The 23,537-nt window shown below is 70.0% G+C and carries 18 protein-coding genes; 9 read left to right on the top strand and 9 right to left on the bottom strand.

Annotation, left to right across the window (positions count from 1 at the left end; translation table 11 throughout):
- Positions 1-2: 2 nt before the first annotated feature.
- The 3 genes from malQ to MYA_RS25415 all read left to right on the top strand — a co-directional run bounded on the left by malQ (position 3) and on the right by MYA_RS25415 (position 6,347).
- Positions 3-2,237 carry a 4-alpha-glucanotransferase gene (gene malQ / locus MYA_RS25425; protein WP_014725715.1) on the top strand — a complete coding sequence of 745 codons (2,235 nt, stop codon included), beginning with the start codon at positions 3-5 and terminating at the stop codon, positions 2,235-2,237.
- Entirely contained in the window at positions 2,234-4,999 is a 2,766-nt protein-coding gene (gene treY, locus MYA_RS25420) for a malto-oligosyltrehalose synthase (protein ID WP_014725714.1), read from the top strand. The genes malQ and treY overlap by 4 nt, the downstream gene beginning before the upstream one ends.
- Before the next feature lie 226 nt (positions 5,000-5,225).
- Complete coding sequence (locus MYA_RS25415) at positions 5,226-6,347, top strand: sensor histidine kinase (protein WP_014725713.1); 1,122 nt, start codon at positions 5,226-5,228, stop codon at positions 6,345-6,347.
- Between the two features lie 102 nt (positions 6,348-6,449).
- On the opposite strand, the gene MYA_RS25410 is transcribed toward MYA_RS25415, so the two are convergent.
- Positions 6,450-7,046 (bottom strand): TetR/AcrR family transcriptional regulator, encoded by a 597-nt coding sequence (locus MYA_RS25410; RefSeq protein ID WP_224056778.1) that lies wholly within the window; start codon positions 7,044-7,046, stop codon positions 6,450-6,452.
- A gap of 139 nt (positions 7,047-7,185) precedes the next feature.
- Here MYA_RS25410 and MYA_RS25405 point away from each other — a divergent pair, with 139 nt between their 5' ends.
- From MYA_RS25405 to MYA_RS25395, 3 genes are all read left to right on the top strand, one after another.
- Entirely contained in the window at positions 7,186-8,775 is a 1,590-nt protein-coding gene (locus MYA_RS25405; protein ID WP_014725711.1) for a carboxylesterase/lipase family protein, read from the top strand.
- Between the two features lie 47 nt (positions 8,776-8,822).
- Positions 8,823-10,223 (top strand): APC family permease, encoded by a 1,401-nt coding sequence (locus MYA_RS25400; protein ID WP_238539622.1) that lies wholly within the window; start codon positions 8,823-8,825, stop codon positions 10,221-10,223.
- A 396-nt stretch (positions 10,224-10,619) separates the two neighbouring features.
- On the top strand, positions 10,620-11,465 hold the full coding sequence (locus MYA_RS25395; RefSeq protein ID WP_050991251.1) for an MFS transporter: 846 nt from the start codon (positions 10,620-10,622) through the stop codon (positions 11,463-11,465).
- Between the two features lie 42 nt (positions 11,466-11,507).
- On the opposite strand, the gene MYA_RS25390 is transcribed toward MYA_RS25395, so the two are convergent.
- Positions 11,508-14,249 (bottom strand): putative bifunctional diguanylate cyclase/phosphodiesterase, encoded by a 2,742-nt coding sequence (locus MYA_RS25390; RefSeq protein WP_050991250.1) that lies wholly within the window; start codon positions 14,247-14,249, stop codon positions 11,508-11,510.
- A 226-nt stretch (positions 14,250-14,475) separates the two neighbouring features.
- Positions 14,476-14,727 carry a hypothetical protein gene (locus tag MYA_RS25385; RefSeq protein ID WP_014725707.1) on the bottom strand — a complete coding sequence of 84 codons (252 nt, stop codon included), beginning with the start codon at positions 14,725-14,727 and terminating at the stop codon, positions 14,476-14,478.
- A 119-nt stretch (positions 14,728-14,846) separates the two neighbouring features.
- Here MYA_RS25385 and MYA_RS25380 point away from each other — a divergent pair, with 119 nt between their 5' ends.
- A complete protein-coding gene (locus tag MYA_RS25380; protein WP_041494357.1) occupies positions 14,847-16,097 on the top strand; it encodes a phosphatidylserine decarboxylase family protein in 1,251 nt (416 codons plus the stop codon).
- A gap of 30 nt (positions 16,098-16,127) precedes the next feature.
- On the opposite strand, the gene MYA_RS25375 is transcribed toward MYA_RS25380, so the two are convergent.
- The 5 genes from MYA_RS25375 to MYA_RS25350 all read right to left on the bottom strand — a co-directional run bounded on the left by MYA_RS25375 (position 16,128) and on the right by MYA_RS25350 (position 18,678).
- On the bottom strand, positions 16,128-16,352 hold the full coding sequence (locus MYA_RS25375; RefSeq protein ID WP_014725705.1) for a hypothetical protein: 225 nt from the start codon (positions 16,350-16,352) through the stop codon (positions 16,128-16,130).
- 283 nt (positions 16,353-16,635) lie between these two features.
- Positions 16,636-16,974, bottom strand: a complete 339-nt coding sequence (locus tag MYA_RS25365) for a DUF1488 domain-containing protein (protein ID WP_041494355.1) — start codon at positions 16,972-16,974, stop codon at positions 16,636-16,638.
- Positions 16,975-16,977: 3 nt separating this feature from the next.
- Positions 16,978-17,526 carry a type 1 glutamine amidotransferase domain-containing protein gene (locus tag MYA_RS25360; protein WP_014725703.1) on the bottom strand — a complete coding sequence of 183 codons (549 nt, stop codon included), beginning with the start codon at positions 17,524-17,526 and terminating at the stop codon, positions 16,978-16,980.
- A 226-nt stretch (positions 17,527-17,752) separates the two neighbouring features.
- A complete protein-coding gene (locus tag MYA_RS25355; RefSeq protein WP_014725702.1) occupies positions 17,753-18,118 on the bottom strand; it encodes a DUF3022 domain-containing protein in 366 nt (121 codons plus the stop codon).
- A 104-nt stretch (positions 18,119-18,222) separates the two neighbouring features.
- Positions 18,223-18,678, bottom strand: coding sequence for a hypothetical protein (locus MYA_RS25350; RefSeq protein WP_014725701.1), 456 nt, complete (start codon positions 18,676-18,678; stop codon positions 18,223-18,225).
- 140 nt (positions 18,679-18,818) lie between these two features.
- Here MYA_RS25350 and MYA_RS25345 point away from each other — a divergent pair, with 140 nt between their 5' ends.
- Both MYA_RS25345 and MYA_RS25340 read left to right on the top strand, forming a co-directional pair.
- The gene (locus MYA_RS25345; protein WP_014725700.1) at positions 18,819-19,175 is read left to right on the top strand and encodes a DUF3175 domain-containing protein; all 357 of its coding nucleotides are present in this window, start codon (positions 18,819-18,821) and stop codon (positions 19,173-19,175) included.
- A gap of 39 nt (positions 19,176-19,214) precedes the next feature.
- Entirely contained in the window at positions 19,215-20,537 is a 1,323-nt protein-coding gene (locus tag MYA_RS25340; RefSeq protein ID WP_014725699.1) for a cation:proton antiporter, read from the top strand.
- Between the two features lie 5 nt (positions 20,538-20,542).
- On the opposite strand, the gene ligD is transcribed toward MYA_RS25340, so the two are convergent.
- The gene (gene ligD / locus MYA_RS25335) at positions 20,543-23,536 is read right to left on the bottom strand and encodes a DNA ligase D (protein ID WP_014725698.1); all 2,994 of its coding nucleotides are present in this window, start codon (positions 23,534-23,536) and stop codon (positions 20,543-20,545) included.
- Between the last annotated feature and the right edge of the window lies 1 nt (position 23,537).

Raw genomic sequence — 23,537 nt, 5'->3', positions numbered from 1 at the left:
ACATGACGACCGACGTATCGATCGCCGAGCTCGCGCGCGCCGCGGGGCTCGAACCGGACTGGACCGACGCGGGCGGTGTCGCGCGTCGGGTGGACGACGACGCGCTCGTCGCGCTGGTCGACGCACTCGGCTGGCCCTGCGGCACGCCGATCGAGCGCGTCGACAGCGCGGCCGCGCTTGCCGATGCGCGCAACGCGCCACCGCAGCTCGTCACCGGCGACGCCGGTGCGCCGCTCGCGCTGCCACACGCCATCGCGCCGGCCGGCACGCGCTACCGGGTCACGCTCGAATCGGGCACGCACGTCGACGGGCGCATCGCAGCGAGCGGCGAATCCGGCACGCTGGCGCCGCTCGACGAGCCCGGTTATCACACGCTCGACCTCGGCGCACGACGCATTGCGCTCGCGATCGCGCCGCCGCGCGCGCGCCCGTCCGCCGGCGAGCGCATGCCGCAAACCGAAGGACGCTGGGGAATCGCAGCGCAGCTGTACGGGCTGCGCCGCACCAACGACGACGGCGCCGGCGACTACTCGGCGCTCGCCGAACTCGCCGCGCACGCGGCAAGGCATGGCGCGCACGCGGTCGCGATCAGCCCGACGCACGCCGGCTATCCGGCGCTGCCCGAGCACGACAGCCCGTATTCGCCGTCGTCGCGGCGCTGGCACAACGTCGCGTATCTCGACGGCGAGGCGGTGCCGGGCGCGGACTTCGTGCGACGCACGCTCGACCCGGCCGCCGCCGACGGCCGCGCGCCCGACACGCCGCTGATCGACTGGCCGCACGTGCTTCCGCTGCGACTGCGGCGCCTGCGTGCGTGCTTCGACGCCTGGCGCGAAAACGGCGAGCCGGCGCGCGACGCATTCGAACGATTCCGCGCGGCCGGCGGCGCGGCGCTCGACGCGCATGCGCGCTTCGACGCGCTGCAGGCGTTCTGCATCGAGAACGGGATCGGCGCGGACTGGCGGCAATGGCCCGCGCAGTGGCGAGACCCGACGTCGCCCGAGGTCGACGCGTTCGCGCAGACCCACACGGACACGATCGCCTTCCACACGTACCTGCAATGGTGCGCGTCCGACGCGCTCGGCCGCGCGCAGGCGACGGCGCGCGATGCAGGGATGGCGCTCGGGTTGATCGCCGATCTGGCGGTCGGCTCCGATTGCGCGGGCAGCGATGCATGGGCGCACGGCACGACGCTGTTGCGCGGCGTGTCGGTCGGCGCGCCGCCGGACCTGTTCAACACCGACGGCCAGGCGTGGGGTGTGACGACCTGGACGCCGGACGCGCTGCGCGCGACCGGCTTCGCGCCGTTCATCGAGCTGCTGCGCGCGGCGTTCGCGCATGCGGGCGGCATCCGTATCGATCACGTGCTCGGCCTGGCGCGGCTGTGGATCGTGCCGCACGGCCGCTCGCCGCGCGACGGCGCGTACCTGCGCTATCCGCTCGACGATCTGCTGCGCATCGTCGCGTTGGAAGCGGCCCGGCATCGCGCGATCGCGATCGGCGAGGATCTCGGCACGGTGCCGGCCGGCTTTCGCGAGCGGATCGCCGCGCAGGGCATCGCCGGCATGCGCGTGCTGTGGTTCGAGCGCGACGCCGACGGCGCGTTCCGGCCGCCGTCGGACTGGGATCGCGACACGGTCGCGATGACGTCGACGCACGATCTGCCGACCGTCGCCGGCTGGTGGCGCGGCGTCGATCTCGAATGGCGGCGCGGCGCGCACGCGCAGCGGGACGACGAGCCTGCACACGGCGCGGGCGGCGACGTCGGGCTGGCCGCGGCCGCGCATGGCGTGGATGGCGCGGATGGCGATGAACGCAACGCGCCGTGCTTGCACGACGACGCCGACGCCGGCCGCGATCCGTCGCCACCCGATCCCGACCTCGCGGCGGCTGCCGCCGGCGCGGAAACCGAGCGCGCGGCCGAACGCACGGCGCTGTGGCGCGCGCTGCAGCGCGCCGGCTGCGCCGCGGCCGATCAGGCCATGCCGCCGCCCGCTGCGCCGCCGGTCGACGCAGTCGTCGCCTACGTCGCGCGCAGCCCGTCGCCGCTCGCGATCGTGCCGCTCGAAGACCTGCTCGCCCTCGACGCGCAGCCGAACCTTCCCGGCCCGCCGTGCGGCCATCCGAACTGGCTGCGGCGGCTGCCGCGCGCGATCGACGCGCTGTTCGACGCGCCGGTGCGCGAGCGCATCGCCGCGATCGAACGCGCACGCCCTGTGCGCCGGGAGGACGCATGACGCCGCGCGCGACCCTGCGCGTGCAACTGCACGCGGGCTTCACGTTCGACGATGCGGCCGCGCAGGCGGACTATTTCGCGCGGCTCGGCGTGAGCCATCTGTACCTGTCGCCGATCACGACGGCCGAGCCCGGCTCGCTGCACGGCTACGACACCGTCGACCATCGCGCGATCAGCGCGGAGCTCGGCGGCGAAGCCGGCTTCGAGCGACTGGTCGAGGCCCTGCGCGCGCGCGGCCTCGGCGTCATCGTCGACATCGTGCCGAACCACATGGGCGTCGGCGGCGCATCGAACCACTGGTGGAACGACGTGCTCGAATGGGGGCCGGAGAGCCCCTACGCGCACTACTTCGACATCGACTGGCATCCGCCCGATGCGGCGCTCGACGGCAAGGTGCTGCTGCCCTGCCTCGGCGCGCCGTACGGCGACGCGCTCGCGGCCGGCGACATCACGCTCGACGTCGATCCGCAGACGGGGCGCTTCTTCTTCGCATGTCCGGGCCGCACGCTGCCGGTCGCGGCCGCGACCTATGCGGAGATCCTGCGCATCGCGAACCGCGCGGACCTGAACGCGCTGGCCGAACGCTTCGCCGCCGCGCCGCTGCGCGGCAGCGCGCGGCTCGCGCAGGCGCACGCGGCATTGTGCGACTACGCGGCCGAGCACGGCGCGCATGCGTTCGATGCGGTGCTGCGCGGCGTCGATCCGCGGCGCGCGCGCTCGCGCGCCTGCCTGCACCACCTGCTCGAAGGCCAGCACTATCGGCTCGCATGGTGGCGCACCGCCGCCGATGAACTGAACTGGCGGCGCTTCTTCGACATCGCGACGCTCGCGGCCGTGCGCGTCGAGGACGAAGCGGTGTTCGACGCGGTGCATGCGCTGCCGCTGGCGCTCCATGCGGCGGGCCTCGTCGACGGCCTGCGCGTCGATCACGTCGACGGCCTCGCCGATCCACGGGCGTATTGCCGGCGTCTGCATGCGCGGCTCGCCGCGCAGCGCGACGAGCGGCCGTTCCTCGTCGTCGAGAAGATCCTCGCGCCGGGCGAGACGCTGCCCGACGACTGGCACGCCGACGGCACGACCGGCTACGACTTCATGAACGACGTCGCCGCGTTGCTGCACGACCCGGCCGGCGCCGAGCCACTCGCCGCGCACTGGGCCGCCGTGTCGGGCTCGACGCGCACCTTCGCCGACGAGGCGATCGCCGGCAAGCGGCGCGTGCTCGCGCGCCAGCTCGCGGGCGAGCATGCGCGGCTCGCGCGGGCGCTGCACCGCATCGCGCGCGCCGCGCCGGCGACCCGCGACATCAGCCGCAACGCGCTGCACCGCGTGCTGGGCGAACTCGCCGTGCATCTGCCCGTGTACCGCATGTATCCGGCGCTCGGCGACGAACCGGGCGACGCCGATCGCCGCGTGCTCGAACGCGCGTACGACGCGGCCCGCGCGGCGACCGATCCGTCCGACCGCTATGCGCTCGAGCGCGCCGCCGCCTGGCTCGGGCTGCCCGGCATCCGCGTGCCGCGCGCCGATGCGGCCGCGCTGCTCGCGGTGCGCGTCGCGTTCGCGCAGCTCAGCGCGCCGCTTGCCGCGAAGGGCGTCGAGGATACGGCGAACTACCGCTACGGCCGGCTGCTGTCGCGCAACGAGGTCGGCGCCGACGCGGGCGACTTCAGCCTGTCGCGCGGCGCGTTCCACGCGCGCAACCGGCGTCGCGCGCGCAGCGTGCCGCGCACGCTCGTCGCCACCGCGACGCACGATCACAAGCGCGGCGAAGACGCGCGTGCACGGCTCGCGGTGCTGAGCGAAGTGCCCGACGCGTGGCGCGCGGTATCGCTCGACTGGTCGGCGCTGAACCAGCCGCATCGCGGCGCCGCGCATCGCGATCTCGCGTGGACGCCGGGGCCGGCGGCCGAGGCCATGCTGTATCAGACGCTGGTGGGCTGCTGGCCGCCGACGCTCGCGCCCGACGACGCGGCGGGCGTCGCCGCGCTGGCGGAGCGTGTGGTGGGCTGGCAAACGAAGGCGTTGCGCGAGGCGAAGCAGCACACCGACTGGCTCGCGCCCGATGCGGACTACGAACGCGCGAGCGAGCAGTTCGTCCGCGCGATCCTCACGCCGCGCGGTGCGGGCGATTTTCTGCATCGGCTGCATGCGTTCGTCGCGCGGATCGCCCCGGCCGGCGTCGTCAACAGTCTCGCGCAGGTGGCGCTGCGCATCGCGTCGCCGGGCGTGCCCGATCTGTATCAAGGTACCGAGTTATGGGATCACTCGCTGGTCGATCCCGACAACCGGCGCGAGGTGCCGTTCGCGCAGCTCGCGGCCGAGCCGGTCGATCGGCCGGTCGCCGCGTATCTGCGCGACTGGCCGGACGCGCGCGTGAAGCGCGCGCTGATCGAGCGGATGCTCGCGCTGCGCGCGCACCGGCCGGCGACGTTCGCGGACGGCGCCTACGTGCCGCTGCGCGTGCGCGGTCCGCTCGGGCGGCATGCGGTGGCGTTCGCGCGCCGCGACGACACGGCGACCGTCGTGGTCGTCGTGACGCGGCTCGCGTGCCGCCTGCTCGGCGACATGCCGGGCTTGCCGCGCATCGAGCCTCGGGAATGGGGCGATACGGCGGTCGTGCTCCCGCCGATGGCGGGCGAGCCGTGGCTCGACTGCCTGAACGGCGGCGGCGCGGTCGAGACGCATGACGGCATGCTGCGGCTCGATCGGTGTTTGTCGGCGCTGCCGGTGGCCGTGGTCGTCGCGACGCGCGGTCGGGGCTGAAGCGGGGGGCGGCCCGCACTCCCCCGGCGACGGCAACCGCCGACCGGTCGACTACCCTCGCGCCCGACCCACCGCTCGCGATCGAACCGCCCCCGCCACGCGCGATCCCCGGCGCGCGCGGTCGATCGCCCCCACCAGCCCGCGGATCATCCCGTTTCCCGGCATTGACGTGATATCGTGCGCATCGACAGAAGCGTCCACCATTCATTCCGTCATGAGGGGCGACATGCGTCTAGCCGAATTCATCACGCGCAACATGGAACCGATCCTCGTGCAGTGGGAAGCGTTCGCTGCAACGCTGCTCCCGGCCGCGAGAACCATCGACTCCCACGGGCTGCGCGACCATGCGCGCCAGATCCTGGAGGCGATTGCCAAGGACATCGCAACCCCGCAATCGCGGGAAGAACAGCGGGAAAAATCGCTCGGCCGCGCACCCAAGCCGACGAATGCCTCGGAAACGGCCGCCCAGACGCATGCCGTGCTGCGCGCGCGGCGCGGCTTCGACATCAACCAGCTGGCGGCCGAGTATCGCGCGCTGCGCGCCAGCGTGCTGGCGCTGTGGATCGATGAGTGTCGGCCGAGCCCGCCCGATCTCGACGACATGATCCGCTTCAACGAAGCGATCGATCAGGCGCTCGCGGAATCGGTCGCGTTCTTTACCGAGCAGGTCGAGCAGGCGCGCAACCTGTTGCTCGGCATGCTCGGGCACGACATGCGCACGCCGTTGCAGACGATTCGCCTGACGGCAAGCTATCTGTCGGCGCTCAATGCGGGCGAGCAGGTGTCGGAAGCGGCCGCCCGGCTGATCCGCAGCGGCCGCCGCATGCAGTCCCTGCTCGACGACCTGTGCGATTTCAGCCGAACCCAGCTTGGGCTAGGCATCAACGTGATCCGCCGCGACGCGGATCTCGCCCATGTCGTGGCCAATGTGGTCGACGAATTGCGGGCCGCACATCCGGATCGCGAAATCAACGTCGACGTGCGCGGCGACCTCCGCGGCGACTGGGACGATCAGCGGCTGCAACAACTGCTCAGCAATCTGCTGACCAACGCGCTGAAGTACGGGACGCCCAAGACGCCGGTTCGCGCCACCGCGATCGCGACCGACGACGAAGTGACGATCGAGATCGGCAACAGCGGTCCGCCCGTCGAGCCGGGTCTGCTGGAGCGCATCTTCGATCCGCTGCAACGCGGCACCGGCCCATCGGAGAAAAGCGGCGAGGACGTCGGACTGGGCCTCGGGCTGTACATCGCCAGCGAAATCGCCAACGCACATCGCGGGCAGATCGACGCGCGCTCCGACGAGTCGGAAACGGTCTTTGCGGTGCGGCTGCCGCGCCGCGCGTGACATGGCGTGGCGGTGCCGCGTATCGCACCGCGTCAGGCGGATTTGACACGCGACGGATCCGGCGCGTGATGCGCCCGGCGACGCGTAGCCACGGCGCGCGCGCTACGCGTCGCCGGACACGCGCGTCATCGCGAGCAGTTCTTCGATGAACGCGCTGCGTTGCTCGGCCTCCAGCGGGCGCACGCCGCATACTTCGTCGAACCACAAGCCTTCCACCGCAAACCGGATCAGCCGGGCCGTGCGTTCCGGCAATTGGTCGCGCGCGAGCAATTCGCCCCAGCGCGCGACGTGACCGGCATACACGGGCAGCAGGCCGGGCTCCAGCAGCAGGCTGCCGATCACGGCCGACAGGCTGCGCCCCTGCAGCGCCTGCTCGGAACTCGCAATGATGTAAGCACGCGTCCACGCGCCGGGCTCGCCATCCGCGTGCGCGGCTTCGGTGACCGCCTGCTCGAACGTCGCCGCCTCGAAGTCCAGCAGCCCGGCAAGCAGCTCGGACTTGCTCGAAAAGTGATAGAGCAGCCCGCCTTTGCTGACGCCGGCCACCGCCGCAGCCTCGGCAAGGGTAAGTCCCAAGATCCCTTTTTCCTGCAGAATCTGCCGCGACGCTTCGAAGATTTTTCTCTTGGTCGCGCCGATATCGGTATCGCTGGTCTCTTTCATTGGGTTTTGATGGAATGAAGTGATGCGGCAAGCCATACCGGCCGGGCGCTGCATTATACAAATACCCTTTGCGCTTTTTTTTGATCTCGGTACTGTACCGGCTGGACGGTTTAGTTAGATTGGACGGACCGTCCCATGGCCCAATTTCGGTCCGATACCTGGCTTCGATGGAACGATGAACGAGCAAGCGCACATTTCCGAGATCGACCACCGTCACGCGGGCAGCGACTGCGTGCTCACGCTTGCGCACGGCCGGCTTCGCGGCAGCCGCTCGCACGGCGTCGCGCGCTTCCTTGGCATCCCGTACGGAATGCCGGCAACCGGCAGCAGGCGCTTCGCGCCGCCGGTCGCGCCGCTCGCGTGGGACGGCACGCGCGACTGCCGCGCGTACGGCGATGCCTGTCCGCAGGTCAACGACGACCTGCCGGCGTGGCGGTTCGACGGCGATCATTCGGCGAACTGTCTGAACCTCAACGTGTGGACGCCGGCCGCCGCCATGCCCGGCGACCGTTTGCCGGTGATGGTCTGGCTGCACGGCGGCGCCTATCTGTCCGGCTCGGCGAACCTGCCGTTGTACGACGGACGCACGCTCGCCGACGAGCAGCAGGTCGTCGTCGTGTCGATCAACCATCGGCTGAACGCGTTCGGCTACCTGTACCTGAGCGATCGAGACGAGCATGGCGCGCAAGCCGCCAACGTGGGGCAGCAGGACATCGTGCTGGCGCTCGAGTGGATCGCCGCGAACATCGCCGCGTTCGGCGGCGATGCGGGCAACGTCACGCTGTTCGGCGAATCGGGCGGCGGCGGGAAGATCTGCGCGCTGACGATGATGCCGTCGGCCGACGGGCTGTTTCACAAGGCCATCATCCAGAGCGGCGCGTTCGTCACGATGCTGTCGCGCGCGCAGGCACGCGAGCGCACCGACGCGCTGCTGTCGCTGCTCGGCGCCGATGCGCGCTCGCTCGCCGCGATCGACGATGCGCGCTTGCTCGGCGCGGCGCGCCGCTTGATCGACCGATACGGCTATACCGCGTTCTGGCCGGTCGACGACGGCAACGTCGTCGATGCGTCGCGGCGGCGTGCGGCATCGGTGCCGATGCTAATCGGCACGACGCGGCACGAGGCCGCCTATTTTCTGCCGCCGCAGCTGCTCGCGCGAAGCCCGCTCGACTCGACGGACTATCGCGATGCGCTCGAAGAGGGCATGCGCCCGCTGTGCATCGGCGCGGACGACGTGCGGGCGGCAGCCGCCACCGCAGCGCGGTTGCACGCGCTCGGGCCGCGCTCGCTCGGCCGCGACCTGACCGACGTGATGTTCCGGATGCCCGCGCTGGCGCTCGCCGAGCGTAACGCCGAGCACGCGGACACGTTCGTCTACCGGTTCGACTGGGCATTCCCGTGCTGCGGCGGCCGCTACGCGATCCACGGTGCCGAAATCCCGTTCGTGTTCGGCACGCTCGACTACGCGCTGCCCGCCTGGGACAGCGCCGATCTTCCGCGCGACCGCTATCGCGACGACCCGCACGGCGACCGGTTCCGCCTCGCCGCCCGCGTGCGCCGCGCGTGGGCCGGGTTTGCGCGCTGCGGCGATCCGTCGGCCGGCGATGCATCGATATGGCGGCGCTACACGCGCGACCAACCCGCGACCCGCATCTTCGACCGCATCTGCCGGATCGAGACCGATCCGGACGGGCCGCGGCGACATGCGCTGTTCGCCGCGGATTCGAACGCATTCAGCAGTTCCACTCTCATCGACAAGGAATAGACATGGAGACGTCAGCGGCAACCGGTGCATCCCAGTCAACGCGGCCGTTGAACTGGCTCGGAATCGTGTTTTTCGTGCTGGCCACCAACGGACCGCTGACCAGCCTGATCGGCTGCGTGCCGTACGGCGTCGCCTATGGCAACGGCATCGGCATCTCGGGCTCCTATCTGTGCGTGGGGCTGATCTACCTGTTCTTTGCGGTCGGCTTCACCGCGATGAGCCGCCACGTATCGAATGCGGGCGCACTGTACGCGTACGTCGGACAAGGGCTCGGGCGGCCGGCGGGCGTGGGCGCCGCGTTCATGGCCGTCGCGTCGTATTTCGTGATCACGCTCGCGTGCTACGCGCTGCTCGGTTTCTACATCAGCTACTTCATCGGCAGCCTGACGGGCGTCGCCGTGCCGTGGTGGGCCTGCACGCTCGCGGCGGCGGCCGTCGTGCACGTGTTCGCGATCAACAACGTGCAGTTCAACGGCGCGGTGCTGTTCCTGCTGATGATCATCGAGATCGGGCTGATCGTCGCGTTCAATGTCAAGGTCGCGGCCACGGGCGGCGGCGTCGAGCACTTCAGCCTGGCGCCGCTGCATCCGGCGAACGTGCTGACGAGCAAGTTCGGCACGTCGCTCGTGTTCGTCGTGGTCGCGTACATGGGCTTCGAGACGACGGTGATCTACGCGAACGACGTGCGCAATCCGAACCGGTCGATTCCGATCGCCACGTACGTCAGCGTCGCGATCATCATGGCGATCTATGTGGTGTCGACGGTGCAGATGTCCAACGCATTCGGCTACGCCGAAGTGGTCGCGCTGGCGCAGAAGTCGCCGGCCGATCTATGGTTCGCAGTGACGGAGCGCGTGCTCGGCAAGCAGATGGTGATGGTCACCAATGCGCTGCTCATCACCAGCATGCTTGCGGCGATCATCAGCTTCAACAACGCGACCGTACGTTACTGGTATTCGCTCGGCCGCGACGGGATCGCATTCGGCTCGCTCGGCGAGTTGAGCAGCAACAAGCGGCTGCCGATCCGCGCAGCCAACATGCAGTCCGTGCTGATGATCGCGCTGATCGTGCTGTTCGCCGTATATCGCGTCGACCCCGTGATGGTGATCACGCCGTATCTGAGCATTCCGGCGGCGATCGGCATCGTCTGCGTTCAGGCACTGACGGCGCTCGCGGTGATCCGGTTCTTCCGCATGCGTCGCGAGCGCGCAACGCCGTTCATCCGGTGGGCGGTGTTTCCGGCGATCAGCTTTGCCGGATTCGGTTATTTCCTGTACGCGATGATCGGCAACGTCTCGCTGATGGCCGGTACGTCGTCGACGGTCGTGTCCATTCTGCCGTGGACGACGCCGGCCATCGCCGTCGCCGGTGCCGCGTTCGCGGTATGGCTGCGGCATGCACGGCCGTCGGTGTATGGCGCGCTGGGGCGTTTTCTCAACGAGAGTTGACGGGTTTCGGTTCGTGGCGGGCTGATGGCCCGCGACGAGCCGTTGCGCCGGATCGGTTGACCTGTTCGGCCGAGCTGGCCGGTCCCGGCGCAACTGTCGCCCGATGCGGACGTAATTTTTCTCGTTCGCGCCGGCCCGCAGCCGACACCGATGCGACGCTCGTCGCACTGCCCGTTTATGAGGATCCGGCCGCGCCGAAAATCGGTGGCGATACGCAAGCTGACAGTGTAACGACGAAGCCTTGCCGCTCGGCCTGGATGCCGAACGAGTCGATGCTTGCGGGTGCGTGGTGCAGCTTCACCGCAAGTTCGAAGCGACGACCGCGAAGCTCGCAGAAGCGATGGCTCGATTCGGACCCGGCAAAAAGCCGACTCCCAGAATCTGTTTCCGGCGAACGTGCGCGTCGTCACCGCATGGCACCCGGCGAAAGAGCGCGCGCTCGCGATCGGCATGTACACCGCGATGCAATACGTCGCGCTCGGCGTGCTGGTCGCGGCGATCTGGTACGCGCGCTACCGCGATCCGCAGCACTCGAACGCGAGTCGCGCCGAGTTGGACTTCATCAAGGCGGGCGGCGGTCTCGCCGATTCGACCGGCGACGTGCAGCACGATCAGCCCACCGTGCCGACCTGGACCAAGGTGAAGCAGCTGCTGTCGCACCGTCAGCTGTGGGGCATGTTCATCGGCCAGCTCTCGGTGAATACGACGTTGTTCTTCTTCCTGACCGGGTTTCCCACTTATCTGATCAACGGCAAGGGTATGACGATGCTCAATGGCGGCATCTATGCGGCGATTCCGTTCCTGGTCGCGGTCTTCGGCACGCTGATCGCCGGGCGCCTGTCCGACTGGATGGTCGGCGCAGGCTTCACGAACAGCAAGGCCCGCAAGGTGCCGATCATCATCGGCTTCACGTTGTCGTGCGTGATCCTCGGCGCAAACTACACGTCGTCGATCAACGTGGTGATCGCATTCATGGCGGTCGCGTTCTTCGGTCAGGCAATGGCGTCCACGGTGACGGGCGCATTGCTTTCCGACATCGCGCCGAACGGCATGGTCGGCCTGCTGTACTTCGTCGCGAACGTGGGCGGGACGCTGGCGCCGATCGTGGTCGGCTTCATCGTCAAGTCGACGGGCGGGTTCAATCTCGCGCTCGTCTACGTTGCGGCGGTCGCGGCGCTTGGCGTCGCGTCCTATCTGTTCGTGCTCGGCGACGTCCGTCGAATCGAAATCGCCAGCCGATAACGCGACGGCCGCGCGGTATGCGCGCACCGCGCGGCCCCACTCTTACGCCGTCGACAGCATCGAGAAGCTCCGCACGTACGTCGGAATCTCGGCAGCCGGCACCGCGCGACAAAAGTGATAGCCCTGCACGATCGGGCAGCCCTCGGCGACCAGGAACGACAACTGGTCCGAACGTTCGACGCCTTCGGCCACCACTTCGAAATGCAGGCTGCGAGCGAGCGCGAGGATCGCGCGGATGATCGCCTCGTCGGCGCAGTTGGTGCCGATACCTCGCACGAACGACATGTCGATCTTCAACCGGTCGGCGTGGAAGGTGCGCAGGTACGACAGGCTCGAATACCCGGTACCGAAATCGTCGATCGCGATCAGCACGCCGATTTCGTTCAGCGCGCGCAGCGCGGGCAGCGCACCGGGCGCGACCAGCGCGCCTTCGGTGATCTCGAGCTCGAGCTGATGAGCCGGCAGCCCGGACGCCTCGAGCACGCGCCGCACCACGCTGCAGAAGTCGCCGCTCGCCAGCTGTCGCGGCGACACGTTCACCGACACGCGCAACGCCGGCAACGTGTCCGCCCAGCGCTTCGCCTGTCCGCATGCGCTGCGCAGCACCCACTCGCCCAGTTGCCCGATCAGCCCGATATCTTCGGCAAGCGGGATGAAGGTGGCCGGGCTCACGGCGCCCATCTCGGGGTCGTGCCAGCGCAACAGCGCCTCGACGCCGCTCACGCGGCTCGTGCGCACGTCGATCTGCGGCTGGTACGCAAGCTCGAAGCCATCGTGCTCCAACGCGGCGCGCAACCGGTGCGACAGCGCGATACGCCGCTCCGCCGCTTCCGCGAACGACGGCTGGAACAGCTCGACGGTGTTGCGGCCGCGCGCCTTCGCCTGGTACATCGCCAGATCGGCGTGCTTCAGAAGCGTCTCCGCATCGAGCCCGTCTGCCGGGTAGCACGCGACACCGATGCTCAACTGCACGCGCGACTGGGCGTCGCCGATCTGCACCGGACGCTCCAACGCACGGGCGATGCGCCGCAGCAGCGCGGGCAGCCGGTCGCCGTCGTCCGGGCGCCCGAGCATCGCGACGAACTCGTCGCCGCCGTAGCGCGTCACCGTGCCGTCGTCGCCGACGCAACCGGACAGCCGTTGCGCGATCTCGCGCAGCAGGCGGTCGCCCGCGCCGTGGCCGAGGCTGTCGTTGATGTCCTTGAGCCGGTCCACGTCCATGAACAGCAGCGCGAACGCGCGCTGCTCCGCCACCGCCTGCTCGATCAGCTCGCGCAGCGTCGCGCGGTTCGGCAAACCGGTCAGCGCATCGCGCCGCGCCTGCCTCACCAGCTGATCGCGCGAATCGATCAGCTCGGTCAGGTCGCTGATCACGCAGATGTGATACGTCAGATCGTCGCGCACCGGCGCGACGTACAGCTGCCCCCAGAACGCCGAGCCGTCGGCCCGCCGGCTGCGCAGCAGCCGTGCGCCCGCGCTGCCGGCGGCCAGCGCCTGGGCCATCTGCTCGAACAGCAGCCCCTGCTGCCCGGCACGCGCGAGGCCGGCATGGTCGCGGCCGACGACTTGCGCGCTGGTGTAGCCGGTGATGGTCTCGAACGCGGGATTCGCATATTCGACGATCTCCTCGCCCGCTTCGATGCGCGTGATCAGCACGCCGTTGCCGATCGCGTCGAGCGCGCGGCTGCGCAGCCGCAGCGCCAGCTCGGCGTTCTTGCGCTCGGTCACGTCGATCGCGGTGATGAAGCAGGCGTCGCGCTTCGTGTACGTCAGAAAGTGATACGACAGATCGACGTACATCGCGCGGCCATCGCTGCGCCGGTGCCGGCAAATGCCGGCCGAGCCGCTGCCCGTGCCGGACGTGCGCAGATGCTGCAGATCGCGCAGGAACGCCGGCATGTCGGCCTGCGCGTACAGCGACGCCATGTCGCGCCGGCACAGCTCGCCCGCCGGATAGCCGTACTGGGCTGCCGCGGCGACGTTCACGGCCATGATGGCCAGCGTCTCGACGTCGAAAATCAGCATCGGCAGCGGATGGTGCTCGAAATACTGGCGAAAGCGCCGCTCGTTCTCGGCGGCGACCAGACGCCCGCGCTGCCGTTCGAGCCGCGCGCGGTAGCGCGCGACGAACGCGTAGCTGAGCAGCGCACAGGTGAGCAGCGACGACAGCGCCAGCACGCTGCCCTCGATCGCCTCGTTGCGGCTCGCGCGGTCGGACATCGCGCGCAGGATCCGGGTTTGCCCTTCGCGCAGCGCCGTGAGCTGGCCGATGATCTGCGCGAGCAGGCGGTTCGCCTCCAGCAAGCCGGCACTGTCGACCGACGCGCGACCGCCTGCGACCTGCGCGTTGACCGTGATTTCGGCGAGCAGCCACGCCCATCGCGCGGTTTCCTGACGCAGCGCGTGGATGGTCTCGATGCCGCCGCGGTCGCCGCCATAGCTCTGCTCGAGACGCCGGAAGCCGGCCACGACCGCACCGACGCGCTCGACCGGCCACGCGAACGACGCCGCGCGCGTGCTGCCGAAGCCCTGCAGAAAATCGGCGTTGGCGCGCAGATAGAGCGCCTGCAGCGCGTCGATATCGTTGCGCGCGTGCAGCGCATGCACGCGCTGCGCATTCAGCCGGTTGTGGCTGATCGTGATGTAGCCGAGACCCGACGCGAACATCGCGAGCCCCACGAAGGCGAGCCCGAGCGTGACGGGAAGACGGGCGCCGTCGACGACGTGACGTTGCCACCAACGCCGGACCGCAGCGGGAGCACGAGATAACAGGACGAACTTCATCGAAGGGCAATAAGACGGCAAGAAGCGCAGCACTACACGCAACCGGCTCTCAGTCCCGGCTGTTCGAATATGGGGCCAGTCCCGTCATGGCAGGAATTTTGTCTCCGACCTGATATATCGGTGCGCGGCGCAAAAACTTCAGTGAAATTTTCGGCCGCGACAGGCGGGTTATTGCCGAATCATCGCTGCGTCACTCGAAAATGCCCGCTGGCCAGGTCCGCGCCCGTTACGACCATTCCTCCGGCGGCATCGCGGGGCGATCGTCCTCCCACAGCGGCTCGCCAGTATCGTGACCGCCGCTCGTGGCGACTGGCCCTTGGCCGTCCGGGCGCTCCTTGCGCTGCGCCGCGTCGCGCGACGTCGCCGCACGCAGCCGCGCTCGCGTGCGGGTCGGTGCGACCGTGCGTTGCCCGCCGGGAAACTGCTCGCCGCTCGCGGTTCGATCCTCGGTCCGTTGCATGTCGGAAGCTGCAGTCATGGGTGCCCTCCTTGGGTCGGTGAAGGAAACGCTGCCCTCTGGAGCAGCAATTCCGGTGCCGATGGCCGGGCAAGCGGCTTGCTATGAGCGCCTTATCGCAACTCGTTACGGAGGTAACCATGCCGACAGACCGCAGCACGCCACCCTCGACGCGACGCCGGCTCGGCGCCTGGATGGCCGGAGACGAAGCGCAGATGGCGGCGTACCGCGAAAAGCTCGCGAGCGACGCGCGCGCGCAGGCCGGCGAACGGCTGCGTACGCCGGCCGTGCAGGCGCTCGCGCAATTGTTCGACGATAACGCGGTGCTGCGCATGGGCCTCACGCGCGCGATCGACGAGGCGCGCGCCGCGGGCCGCCGGCTCGGCTACGCGTCGATCGGCGAGCTGATGACGGTGCTCGACCATCTGATGACGTACGCGCCGCCGTTCAGCGAAACGAGCCTGATCGTGTGTCCGGTGAACGCATTCCTCGACTGGCCGATGTGCATGCCGTCGGGCCATGCGGTGTTTCGCGACGCGGCGGTCAACGCGCAGTTGAAGCAGGTGCTGAACGTGTGGTGCGACTTTCTCGGCGGTCCGCATTCGCGCGCGCATCTCGACACGTCCGCGCCGAACGGCTGGTTCTGCGAGGCCGCGCACAAGCGCCTCGGTCTGTCGCAGTTCGAGTACCGCGAAGATCAGCCGCACTGGGGCTTCGATTCGTGGAACGACTTCTTTACGCGGCGTTTTCGGGCCGGCATGCGGCCGGTCGCGGCGCCCGGCGATTCACACGTGATCGTCAGCCCCTGCGAATCCACGCCGTACCACATCGCGTCGAACGTGAAGATTCGCGACACGTTCTGGATCAAGGGGCAACCGTATTCGTTGCGCGACATCTTCACGCCGACGTGGCAGCCGCTCGCCGAGCGCTTCGTCGGCGGCGAGATCTATCAGGCCTATCTGGCCGCGTACAACTATCACCGCTGGCACGCGCCGGTGCGCGGCACCGTCACGCACGCGTACCGTGTGGAAGGCGCGTATTACTCCGTCGCCGAAGCGGAAGGCCCCGATCCGGCCGGGCTCAACGACTCGCAGGGCTATATGACGGCCGTGGCCGCCCGCGCGATCGTCGCGATCGACAGCGACGATCCGGGCATCGGCACCGTCGCGGCGGTGTTCATCGGGATGGGCGACGTGTCGTCGTGCGTGATCGAGGTGGTGCCGGGGCAGCGCGTCGACAAGGGCGATGAGATCGGGTATTTCCAGTTCGGCGGCTCGACCTGCTGCCTGGTATTCGAGCCGGGCGTGATCGACCGCTTCCTGTATGCGCCGCCGTTCGACGGCGAACCGCCGGTCGTGAAGGTCAACGATTCCGTGGCGATCGCGCGTTGAGGCGCGGGCCGGCGGCGCGCGGCGCGCGGGTTACAGCTCGAAGCCGTCGACCCGCCGGTCGTCGTGCCGCTGCACGCTCCGGACCATCGTCAAGCCGCCGGCGGTCAAGGCAGGACGGTGTGCGCCCGACCCGTCCGGCCGCATTTCGACCAGTTCCCGTTCCATCAACGCGACGACGTCGTCGCGGTCGAGCTGGATCTGTTCCGGTGCGCGATGCACCAGGAACAGTGCAGCGAATTCGTGTGCGGTCAGCATGTTTGATTTCCCCGTGGACGGCTTCATACGGTGCGGCGCGCGCCTCGTAGCGTCGGCGCGGGCGTGCAGGCGCGCGCCGCAGCTACAGGGACACGCAGGGATCGTGCCAACCGCGATGAAGCGCGAGATCGGCGCACAGCGCGCGTGCAGCGTGGTCTGTCGCTACGGGCGAGGCGCGGCCCGGTGCAAAGTTTTCAACGCCATGTAATGCCGCGGGACAACGGCCGACGGTTTCGCCGCCACGCCGCCACGCCGGCCGTCGCCGCGCGGTGCAGCGCGTGGCTCACGACCGACGCGCGCGCTCGAGGCCGGCGCGCGCGGCCTCGCCCACGACCGTCTCGCGCACACGGAAGTAGCCGCTATGCAGCTCGACGACGCCTTCGCCGTTCGCCAGCAGCTCGGCGCAAGCCGCCTGGATCCGCGCACGGCCACGCTCGAACGCGTCGCGCAAGTCGGCTTCCAGCGCGGAGCGTGCCCCGAAATGATCTTCCAGCGCTTCCACGCTGATCGCGGCAGTCTGCGGCTTGCCGTCGACGTCGATCACGAAGCGCAACTGCAGCGCCGCGCCGTCGAATTCAGGCGGCGCATCGGTCAGCGTCACGCGGCACTCGGAGGAAGCCATCGCTCAGGCTCCCCGCGCGGCGAGGCACTGCACCAGCGCGCCGTTGAACGCGGGCAGGTCGTCCGGCTTGCGGCTCGTGATCAGATTGCCGTCGCGCACGACTTCCTGATCGACCCACTTGCCGCCCGCGTTGCGGATGTCGTCCTGCAGGCTCGGCCAGCTCGTCATCGTGCGGCCGTTGACGAGCCCGGACGACACCAGCAGCCAGCCGCCGTGGCAGATCGCCGCGATCGGCTTGCCGCCGCCGACGGCTGCGGTCACGAATTCGCGCGCGGCCGGCAGCATGCGGATCGCGTCGCCGTTCACGACGCCGCCCGGCAGCACCACCGCGTCGTAATCGCCTTCGCGCACGTCGTCGAACGTGCGATCGACCTTCACGCGCTCGCCCTTGTCGACGTGCCGGAAGCCCTGGATCTCGCCGGCTTGCTGCGAGATCACGTCGACCTGCGCGCCTTCGGCCTTCAGCGCGCGCAGCGGTTCGACCAGTTCGGCTTCCTCGAAGCCGTCGACGGCGAGGATCGCCACCTTGCATTGGTCCAGCTTGTTGCTCATGGATCGCTCCCTGTCGTGTTACCGCGTTGCGGCACCCATCGTGCCGTGCAGCTTGCGCAGCAATCGCCATGCCGGTCGCTCGCCCAAGCGACTTTGGTCGCGGTGCCGCTCCGCGTGCTCTGCAAACATTGCAACGCGGTGTAACGCGCGCTGCGGCCGGCCGGCGACGCATCGACATGCGACGTCGGCCAGGTGTCGCACGCGTCGCGAGTATCGCGTTACCGGGTTACTGCAAATGGCGCGCCACGTCGAGCATCGCATCGGTGAGCTCGACCGTCAGCGTCATCTCGTCGCCGGTGTCGGGCAACGTCTCGAGGGTCGCCTGCACGCTGTCGTGCAGCATCGCGTGAACGCGCAAGCGCGCAGCTTCGTCGAGGTTCGCGTAGCGCTCCATCGTGTCGCAGTCGAGCGCGAGCATGACCGAGTGCCGCGCGGCAATCGGCGACGCGTTGGGCGCCGACGCCCAGGCCGCATGGAACATGATCCTGCCGGTTTCGACGTCGAGACGCACCGTCGTGTCGAGATCGTCGGTATCGATGTCGTCCGCGTCGAGGTCGTTGGGGTCGAACGAGTTCCAATGATTCGAGTGCATGATGTCCTCCTGCGTGGCGGCGGCGCGCCGGCTGCGCGGCCGGCCCCCGCCATCGCGCCGCGCCGGCTGCGCCGACGCGACACCGTGATCGTCAAATGAGCGCGTCAATACCCGCTGGAGCCCGCGCTGCCCGTGCCGCCCGCACCGCCGCCGCCCGAGCCGGTCGCGCCCGACGAGCGGCCGGCGCCCGCGCCGGCACCGGTGCCGCCCTGGCCCGCGCCGACGCCGCCCATCCCCGCGCTGCTGCCGCCGCTGCCACCATTACCGGCTGCGCTCGGGCCGCCCGGCTTGGTGCGTACATGCGGCCGCGCGTGCGAACGTTTGCCGCGTGCGTCGTTCATCCGCGTCGCAGGCGGCGGCGCGGCCGTGTTGCCGTTCGACATGCCGCTGCCGCCGTCCTGCGCCGACGTATCGGGCGGCGACAGGATCGGCGCGCCGGTGCCGTGGTCCGCGCGCTGCGAGTTCTGCGCCCACGCGGCGGGCGCGGGGGCGACGAGCGCGACGGCTGCGCACGCGACCAGACGGCGCGCGGCAGATTTCGATTCGGATGCTGACTTCATGGTGCGTTCTCCCTCAATGGAACCGCTGTCGTGGAACGTTCATGCGCAGACGAATCAGCAAGGCCCGTGCCGTCGTCGTCGGCCGGCACGCCACTTGCGGCCCCGCGTCCGTTCATCCGATCCCTTACGGAGTCGCCGCCATGCCTTCCACTTCCGCTTCACCGCCGCACGGCAAACGCGCGTCGCGCCGCCCCGGCCGCGCGCGCAGCAACGGTCCCCAGCACCGCAACCGCTGGTCTGCCGACGTGATGCAAAAAAGTGACGCCCTCGACCTCGAGCCGCACATCTTCCAGTCCGACGATCCGGCGGAGATCGCCGCGTCGCTGAAGCGCTCGGCCGAGCACAGCCGCCGCCGCAAGGCGACGCCGTTCCAGTCGGCGATGTCGATGCTGAACTTCTATGTGAACCGCGCGGGCCGCAACCTGCCGAAAACCCGTCGCGCGACGCTCGAGCGCGCGAAGCGGAAACTGCGCGAGGCGTTCGGCCGCAAGCCGTGACCGCACGCCTTTTTCCCCTCTCCAACTGCCCGTTTTCGCATGCATGAAACCCTCTGGTATCTGATCGTCGGTGCGGTGTTGATGGGCATGGGCGTCGCGACCTCGGCGCTGCGCCATCTGCCTTGCAGCAGCGCGATGATCTATCTCGCGCTCGGCATCGCGCTCGGCCCGGCCGGCGCGGGGCTGCTCCATCTCGACATCGAACGCGACGCGGCGCTGCTGCGCGAAATCGTCGAGATCGCGCTGCTGGTGTCGCTGTTCGCGATCGGCTTGCGGCTGCGCGTGCCGCTGTCCGACAAGCTGTGGCTGGTGCCGTGCCGGCTCGGCCTGCTCGCGATGATCGTCACGGTGCCGCTGCTGGCCGGCTGCGCGATGCTCGCGCTCGGGCTCGGCTGGGGCCCCGCGCTGCTGCTCGCGGCGATCCTCGCGCCGACCGACCCCGTGCTCGCGCACGACGTGCAGGTGCACGATCCGGGCGACCGCGATCTCGTGCGCTTCGCGCTGTCCGGCGAAGGCGGGATGAACGACGGGATCGCGCTGCCGTTCGCGCTCGCGGGGCTCGCGCTGTGCGGCGCGGCCGACATGCCGCACGGGCAGCCGGCGCTGTCGGGAACGTTCCTGCTGGCCGCGCTGTGGGGCACGGCGGGCGCGGCGGCGATCGGCGGCGTGCTCGGCGCCAGCGCGACGCGCGTGATCGGCTGGCTGCGCACGCGCTATGCGCAGGCGCTCGGCTTCGAGGGCTTCTTCGCGCTGGCGCTGATTGTGCTGTCGTTCGGCGCCGCGCAGCTCGCCCAGACCTTCGGCTTCATCGCGACCTTCGCGGCGGGCATCGCGATGCGCCGCGTCGAGTACCGCGCGAGCGGCGGCCGGCGGCCGCGCGAAGTGATCGGCCGGATCGACTCCGAAGACGTGGTCGCGACCGAGAAGCATCCGGAGAAGGTGCATGCGTTCATGACGGAATCGGTGCTCGATTTCACGATCGAACTCGAACGGATCGCCGAAGCGGTCGTGATGACGATGATCGGCAGCGTGCTCGGCACGCTGACGGCGCCGCTCGTCACGTGGGGCGCGGCGGCGCTCGCGGCGCTGCTGTTTTTCGCCGTGCGCCCGCTCGCGGTGTCGCTCACGCTCGCCGGCTCACGCGCGACGCCGGCGCAGCGGCGGCTGATGGCATGGTTCGGCATCCGCGGAATCGGCTCCTTCTACTATCTGCTGTTCGCGCTCGAGCACGGACCGTCGAGCGCCGTGCGTCCGCTCGCGGCGCCGGTGCTGGCGGTCGTGTCCGCGTCGGTGATCGCGCACGGCATCTCCGCGACGCCGCTGATGGACTGGTATTACCGGCTGCAGCAGCGTCGCCGCTGAACGCGTCACGCCCCGTCGAGCCGCGCGCGCATCTGCGCGGTGATGCGCTGGCGCGTGTCGTCGTAGCCTTCCCACGGGTCGCGCTTCAAGCGCTCGAGGCGCTCGTGCAGCGTGTCGATGGTCCACTGCGCGCCGCCCGTCGTGTCGGGCACCTCGTCCCAGTGCAGCGGCACCGATACGCCCAGCCCCGGCCGTGCGCGCACCGAGTAGGCGGCGATCGTGCTCGCGCCGCGGCCGTTGCGCAGGTAGTCGATGAAGATCTTGCCGCGCCGGTGCCGCGGCCCCATCGTCGCGGTGAAGCGCTCGGGCAACGCGCCCGCCACGTGCTGCGCGAGCGCGCGCGAGAACGCCTTCACGTCGTCCCAGCCCATGTGCCGCGTGATCGGCACGACGACGTGCAGCCCCTTGCCGCCGCTCGTCTTGCAGAACGAGCGCAGGCCGAGCTCGTCGAGCAGCCCTCGCACCAGCTGCGCGGCCTCGATCATCGCGCTCCACGGCAGCGCCGGATCGGGATCGAGGTCGAACACGATGCGATCGGGCCGCTCGATGTTCGATGCGTGCGCGTTCCACGTATGCAATTCGATCGTGCCCATCTGGGCCGCGCCGAGCAGCGCATCGACGCTGTCGAGCGACAGCAGCGCCCCATGCCCGGGATCGAGCCCGGGGTGCTGCGTGACGAACGGAATCTCGCGGCGCTCGGCGTGCTTCTGGAAGAACAGCTCGCCGGTGATGTCGCCCGGTGCGCGCACGAGCGACACGGGCCGCCCTTTCAGGTCGGGCAGCAGCCACGGCGCCACCCATTGCCAGTAGCGTGCGAGGTCGATCTTGCGCGTGCCGCTCGCCGGGTCGAGCACGCGCTCGGGGTGCGTAATGCGCACGCGAGCGGACAGCTCCGCGTCGCTGTCGCCATCCTCACGGGCGTTGCGCGCGGACGCGCTCGCGCGCGCGTTTGGCTTGCGCTTGCCCGTATCGTCGGCGGCGCGCGACGCGCGCTTGCGTTCATGGCCCGCGTCGGGCGTGCTCTGCTGTCGCTCCATCGCTCCCTCCGTTTCCATATGCTTCGGCATTTCGCGGACGATCTGCGTCGCCGGCTTGTCGTCGCGCAACGCGATGAACGCGGCCTGCCGCACGATGCCGTCGCCGGTCCATTCCGCGAATTCGCATTCGGCGACGAGCGTCGGCTCGACCCAGTGCACGCGCGTGCGCGTGCGTTCGCGCGGCGCCGGCTCGAACGGCGTCGTGTCGCGCTCGTGCCGGCGCAGCAGCGCCGCGAGCCGGTCGAGCGCGCGCGCGTCGAAGCCGGTGCCGACGCGGCCGACGTAGCGCAGCGGCGCGGCCGCGCGCGAGCGCTTGCCGGCCGGCGGCGCGTCGTGCACGCCGAGCAGCAGCGCGCCGAAGCCGTGGCGGCTGCCCGACGGCTCGGTGTAGCCGCCGATCACGAATTCCTGCCGGCGCCGACATTTGAGCTTGATCCAGGCCGCCGACCGTCCGCCGCGATAGCGCGATTCCGCCCGCTTGCCGATCAACCCTTCGAGGCCGGTGTCGCAGGCGCTCGCGATCAGCGATGCGACGTCGTCGCCGAGATCGGGGGAAAAGCGCAGCCGGGTCGGGTCGCTGTCGGCGACGAGCGGCTCGAGCAGCGCGCGGCGCGCGGCCAGCGGTGCATCGCGCAGGTCGTAACCGTCGAGATACGGCAGGTCGAAGACGAACAGCGTGACGTCGTCCGACTGCCCGGCGCCGAACGCGTTCTGCAACGCCTGGAAGTCGGGCAGGCCGTTCGCGCCGAGCACGACGGCCTCGCCGTCGAGCCAGGCGTCGTCGACGGGCAGCGCCGCGAGCGCCTCGCGCTGCGCGCGCAGCTTCGCGGTCCAGTCGCGGCCTTCGCGCGTCATCAGCTTCACGTGGCGACGCGCGCCCTTGCCCGCGATGCGCGCGAGGATCCGGTAGCCGTCGAATTTCAGCTCGTAGCGCCAGTCGGCGTCGGCGGGCGGCGCGTCGACCAGCGTCGCCAGTTGCGGCGCGATGCGCTCGGGCAGCGGCGCGCGCACGGCGCCTTCGACGGTGGAGGGGTCGCGGTCGCCGGCGGATGCGCGGCCGGGAGTACGAGTACGGCGAGGGGTGCGGTCGGCGTCGCCGGTGCTAGCTCGGATACTGGCGGCGCCGGGGTCGCGTGCGGCAGCACCGTCGCTGGCCGCGGCGCGGTCGCCATCGCGAACGTGTGCGCGAGCGGTCGCGCGATCGCGGTCATCGGCGCGCTTGGCGGCTCGTGCCGCGCGCTCGCCGCTTCGCGCGGCGCGCTTGCCGGTCTGCGTGGCGCGCTTGCTAGGGCCGCCGCCACCCGTGCGCGCCGTCGCATCGTGCGAGTCCGCGCCCGCGCCGCCTGCCGCCGACGATGCCCCGCCCTCACCGTCGTGCACGCTGCCCGACCGCTCGCCGACCACGTCGAATTCATCGGCGCTGCGCGCCGCTTCGTCGCGCTCCTTGATCAGCAGCCACTGCTCCTGGCGTCCCTCCTGCCGTCCGCTGCGCACCAGCGCCCAGCCGCCGTGCAGCTTCTCGCCATCGAGCCGGAACGTCAGCTTGCCCGCACGATAGCCGCTGCGCGCGCCTGCGACGCCGCCGTCGGGCGTCCACGTGCCTTCGTCCCACACGACGACCGAGCCGGCGCCGTAGTGGCCGGCCGGAATCTGCCCTTCGAACGACGCGTATTCGACCGGATGATCCTCGACGTGCACGGCCAGACGCTTCACCGCCGGATCGAAGCTCGGTCCCTTCGGCACCGCCCAGGATTTCAGCGTGCCGTCGAGTTCGAGCCGGAAGTCGTAGTGCAGCCGCCGCGCATGGTGCTCCTGGATCACGAAACGCAACGGCCGGCGTGGGGCCGCACGCCCATCGGGCTGCGGCTGCGGCTTCGCGCGCCGCCGCGCACCCGCGCCATCCGGTTCGGGCGTCGCGTCGAAATGGCGTTTGCGGCGATACGGATCGAGCTTGCCTGCCATC

The sequence above is a fragment of the Burkholderia sp. KJ006 genome (genome assembly GCF_000262695.1).
Lineage (GTDB): Bacteria > Pseudomonadota > Gammaproteobacteria > Burkholderiales > Burkholderiaceae > Burkholderia > Burkholderia vietnamiensis.
Note: the sequence above shows the minus strand (reverse complement) of the source record. Positions and strands in the feature narration are given on the sequence as shown.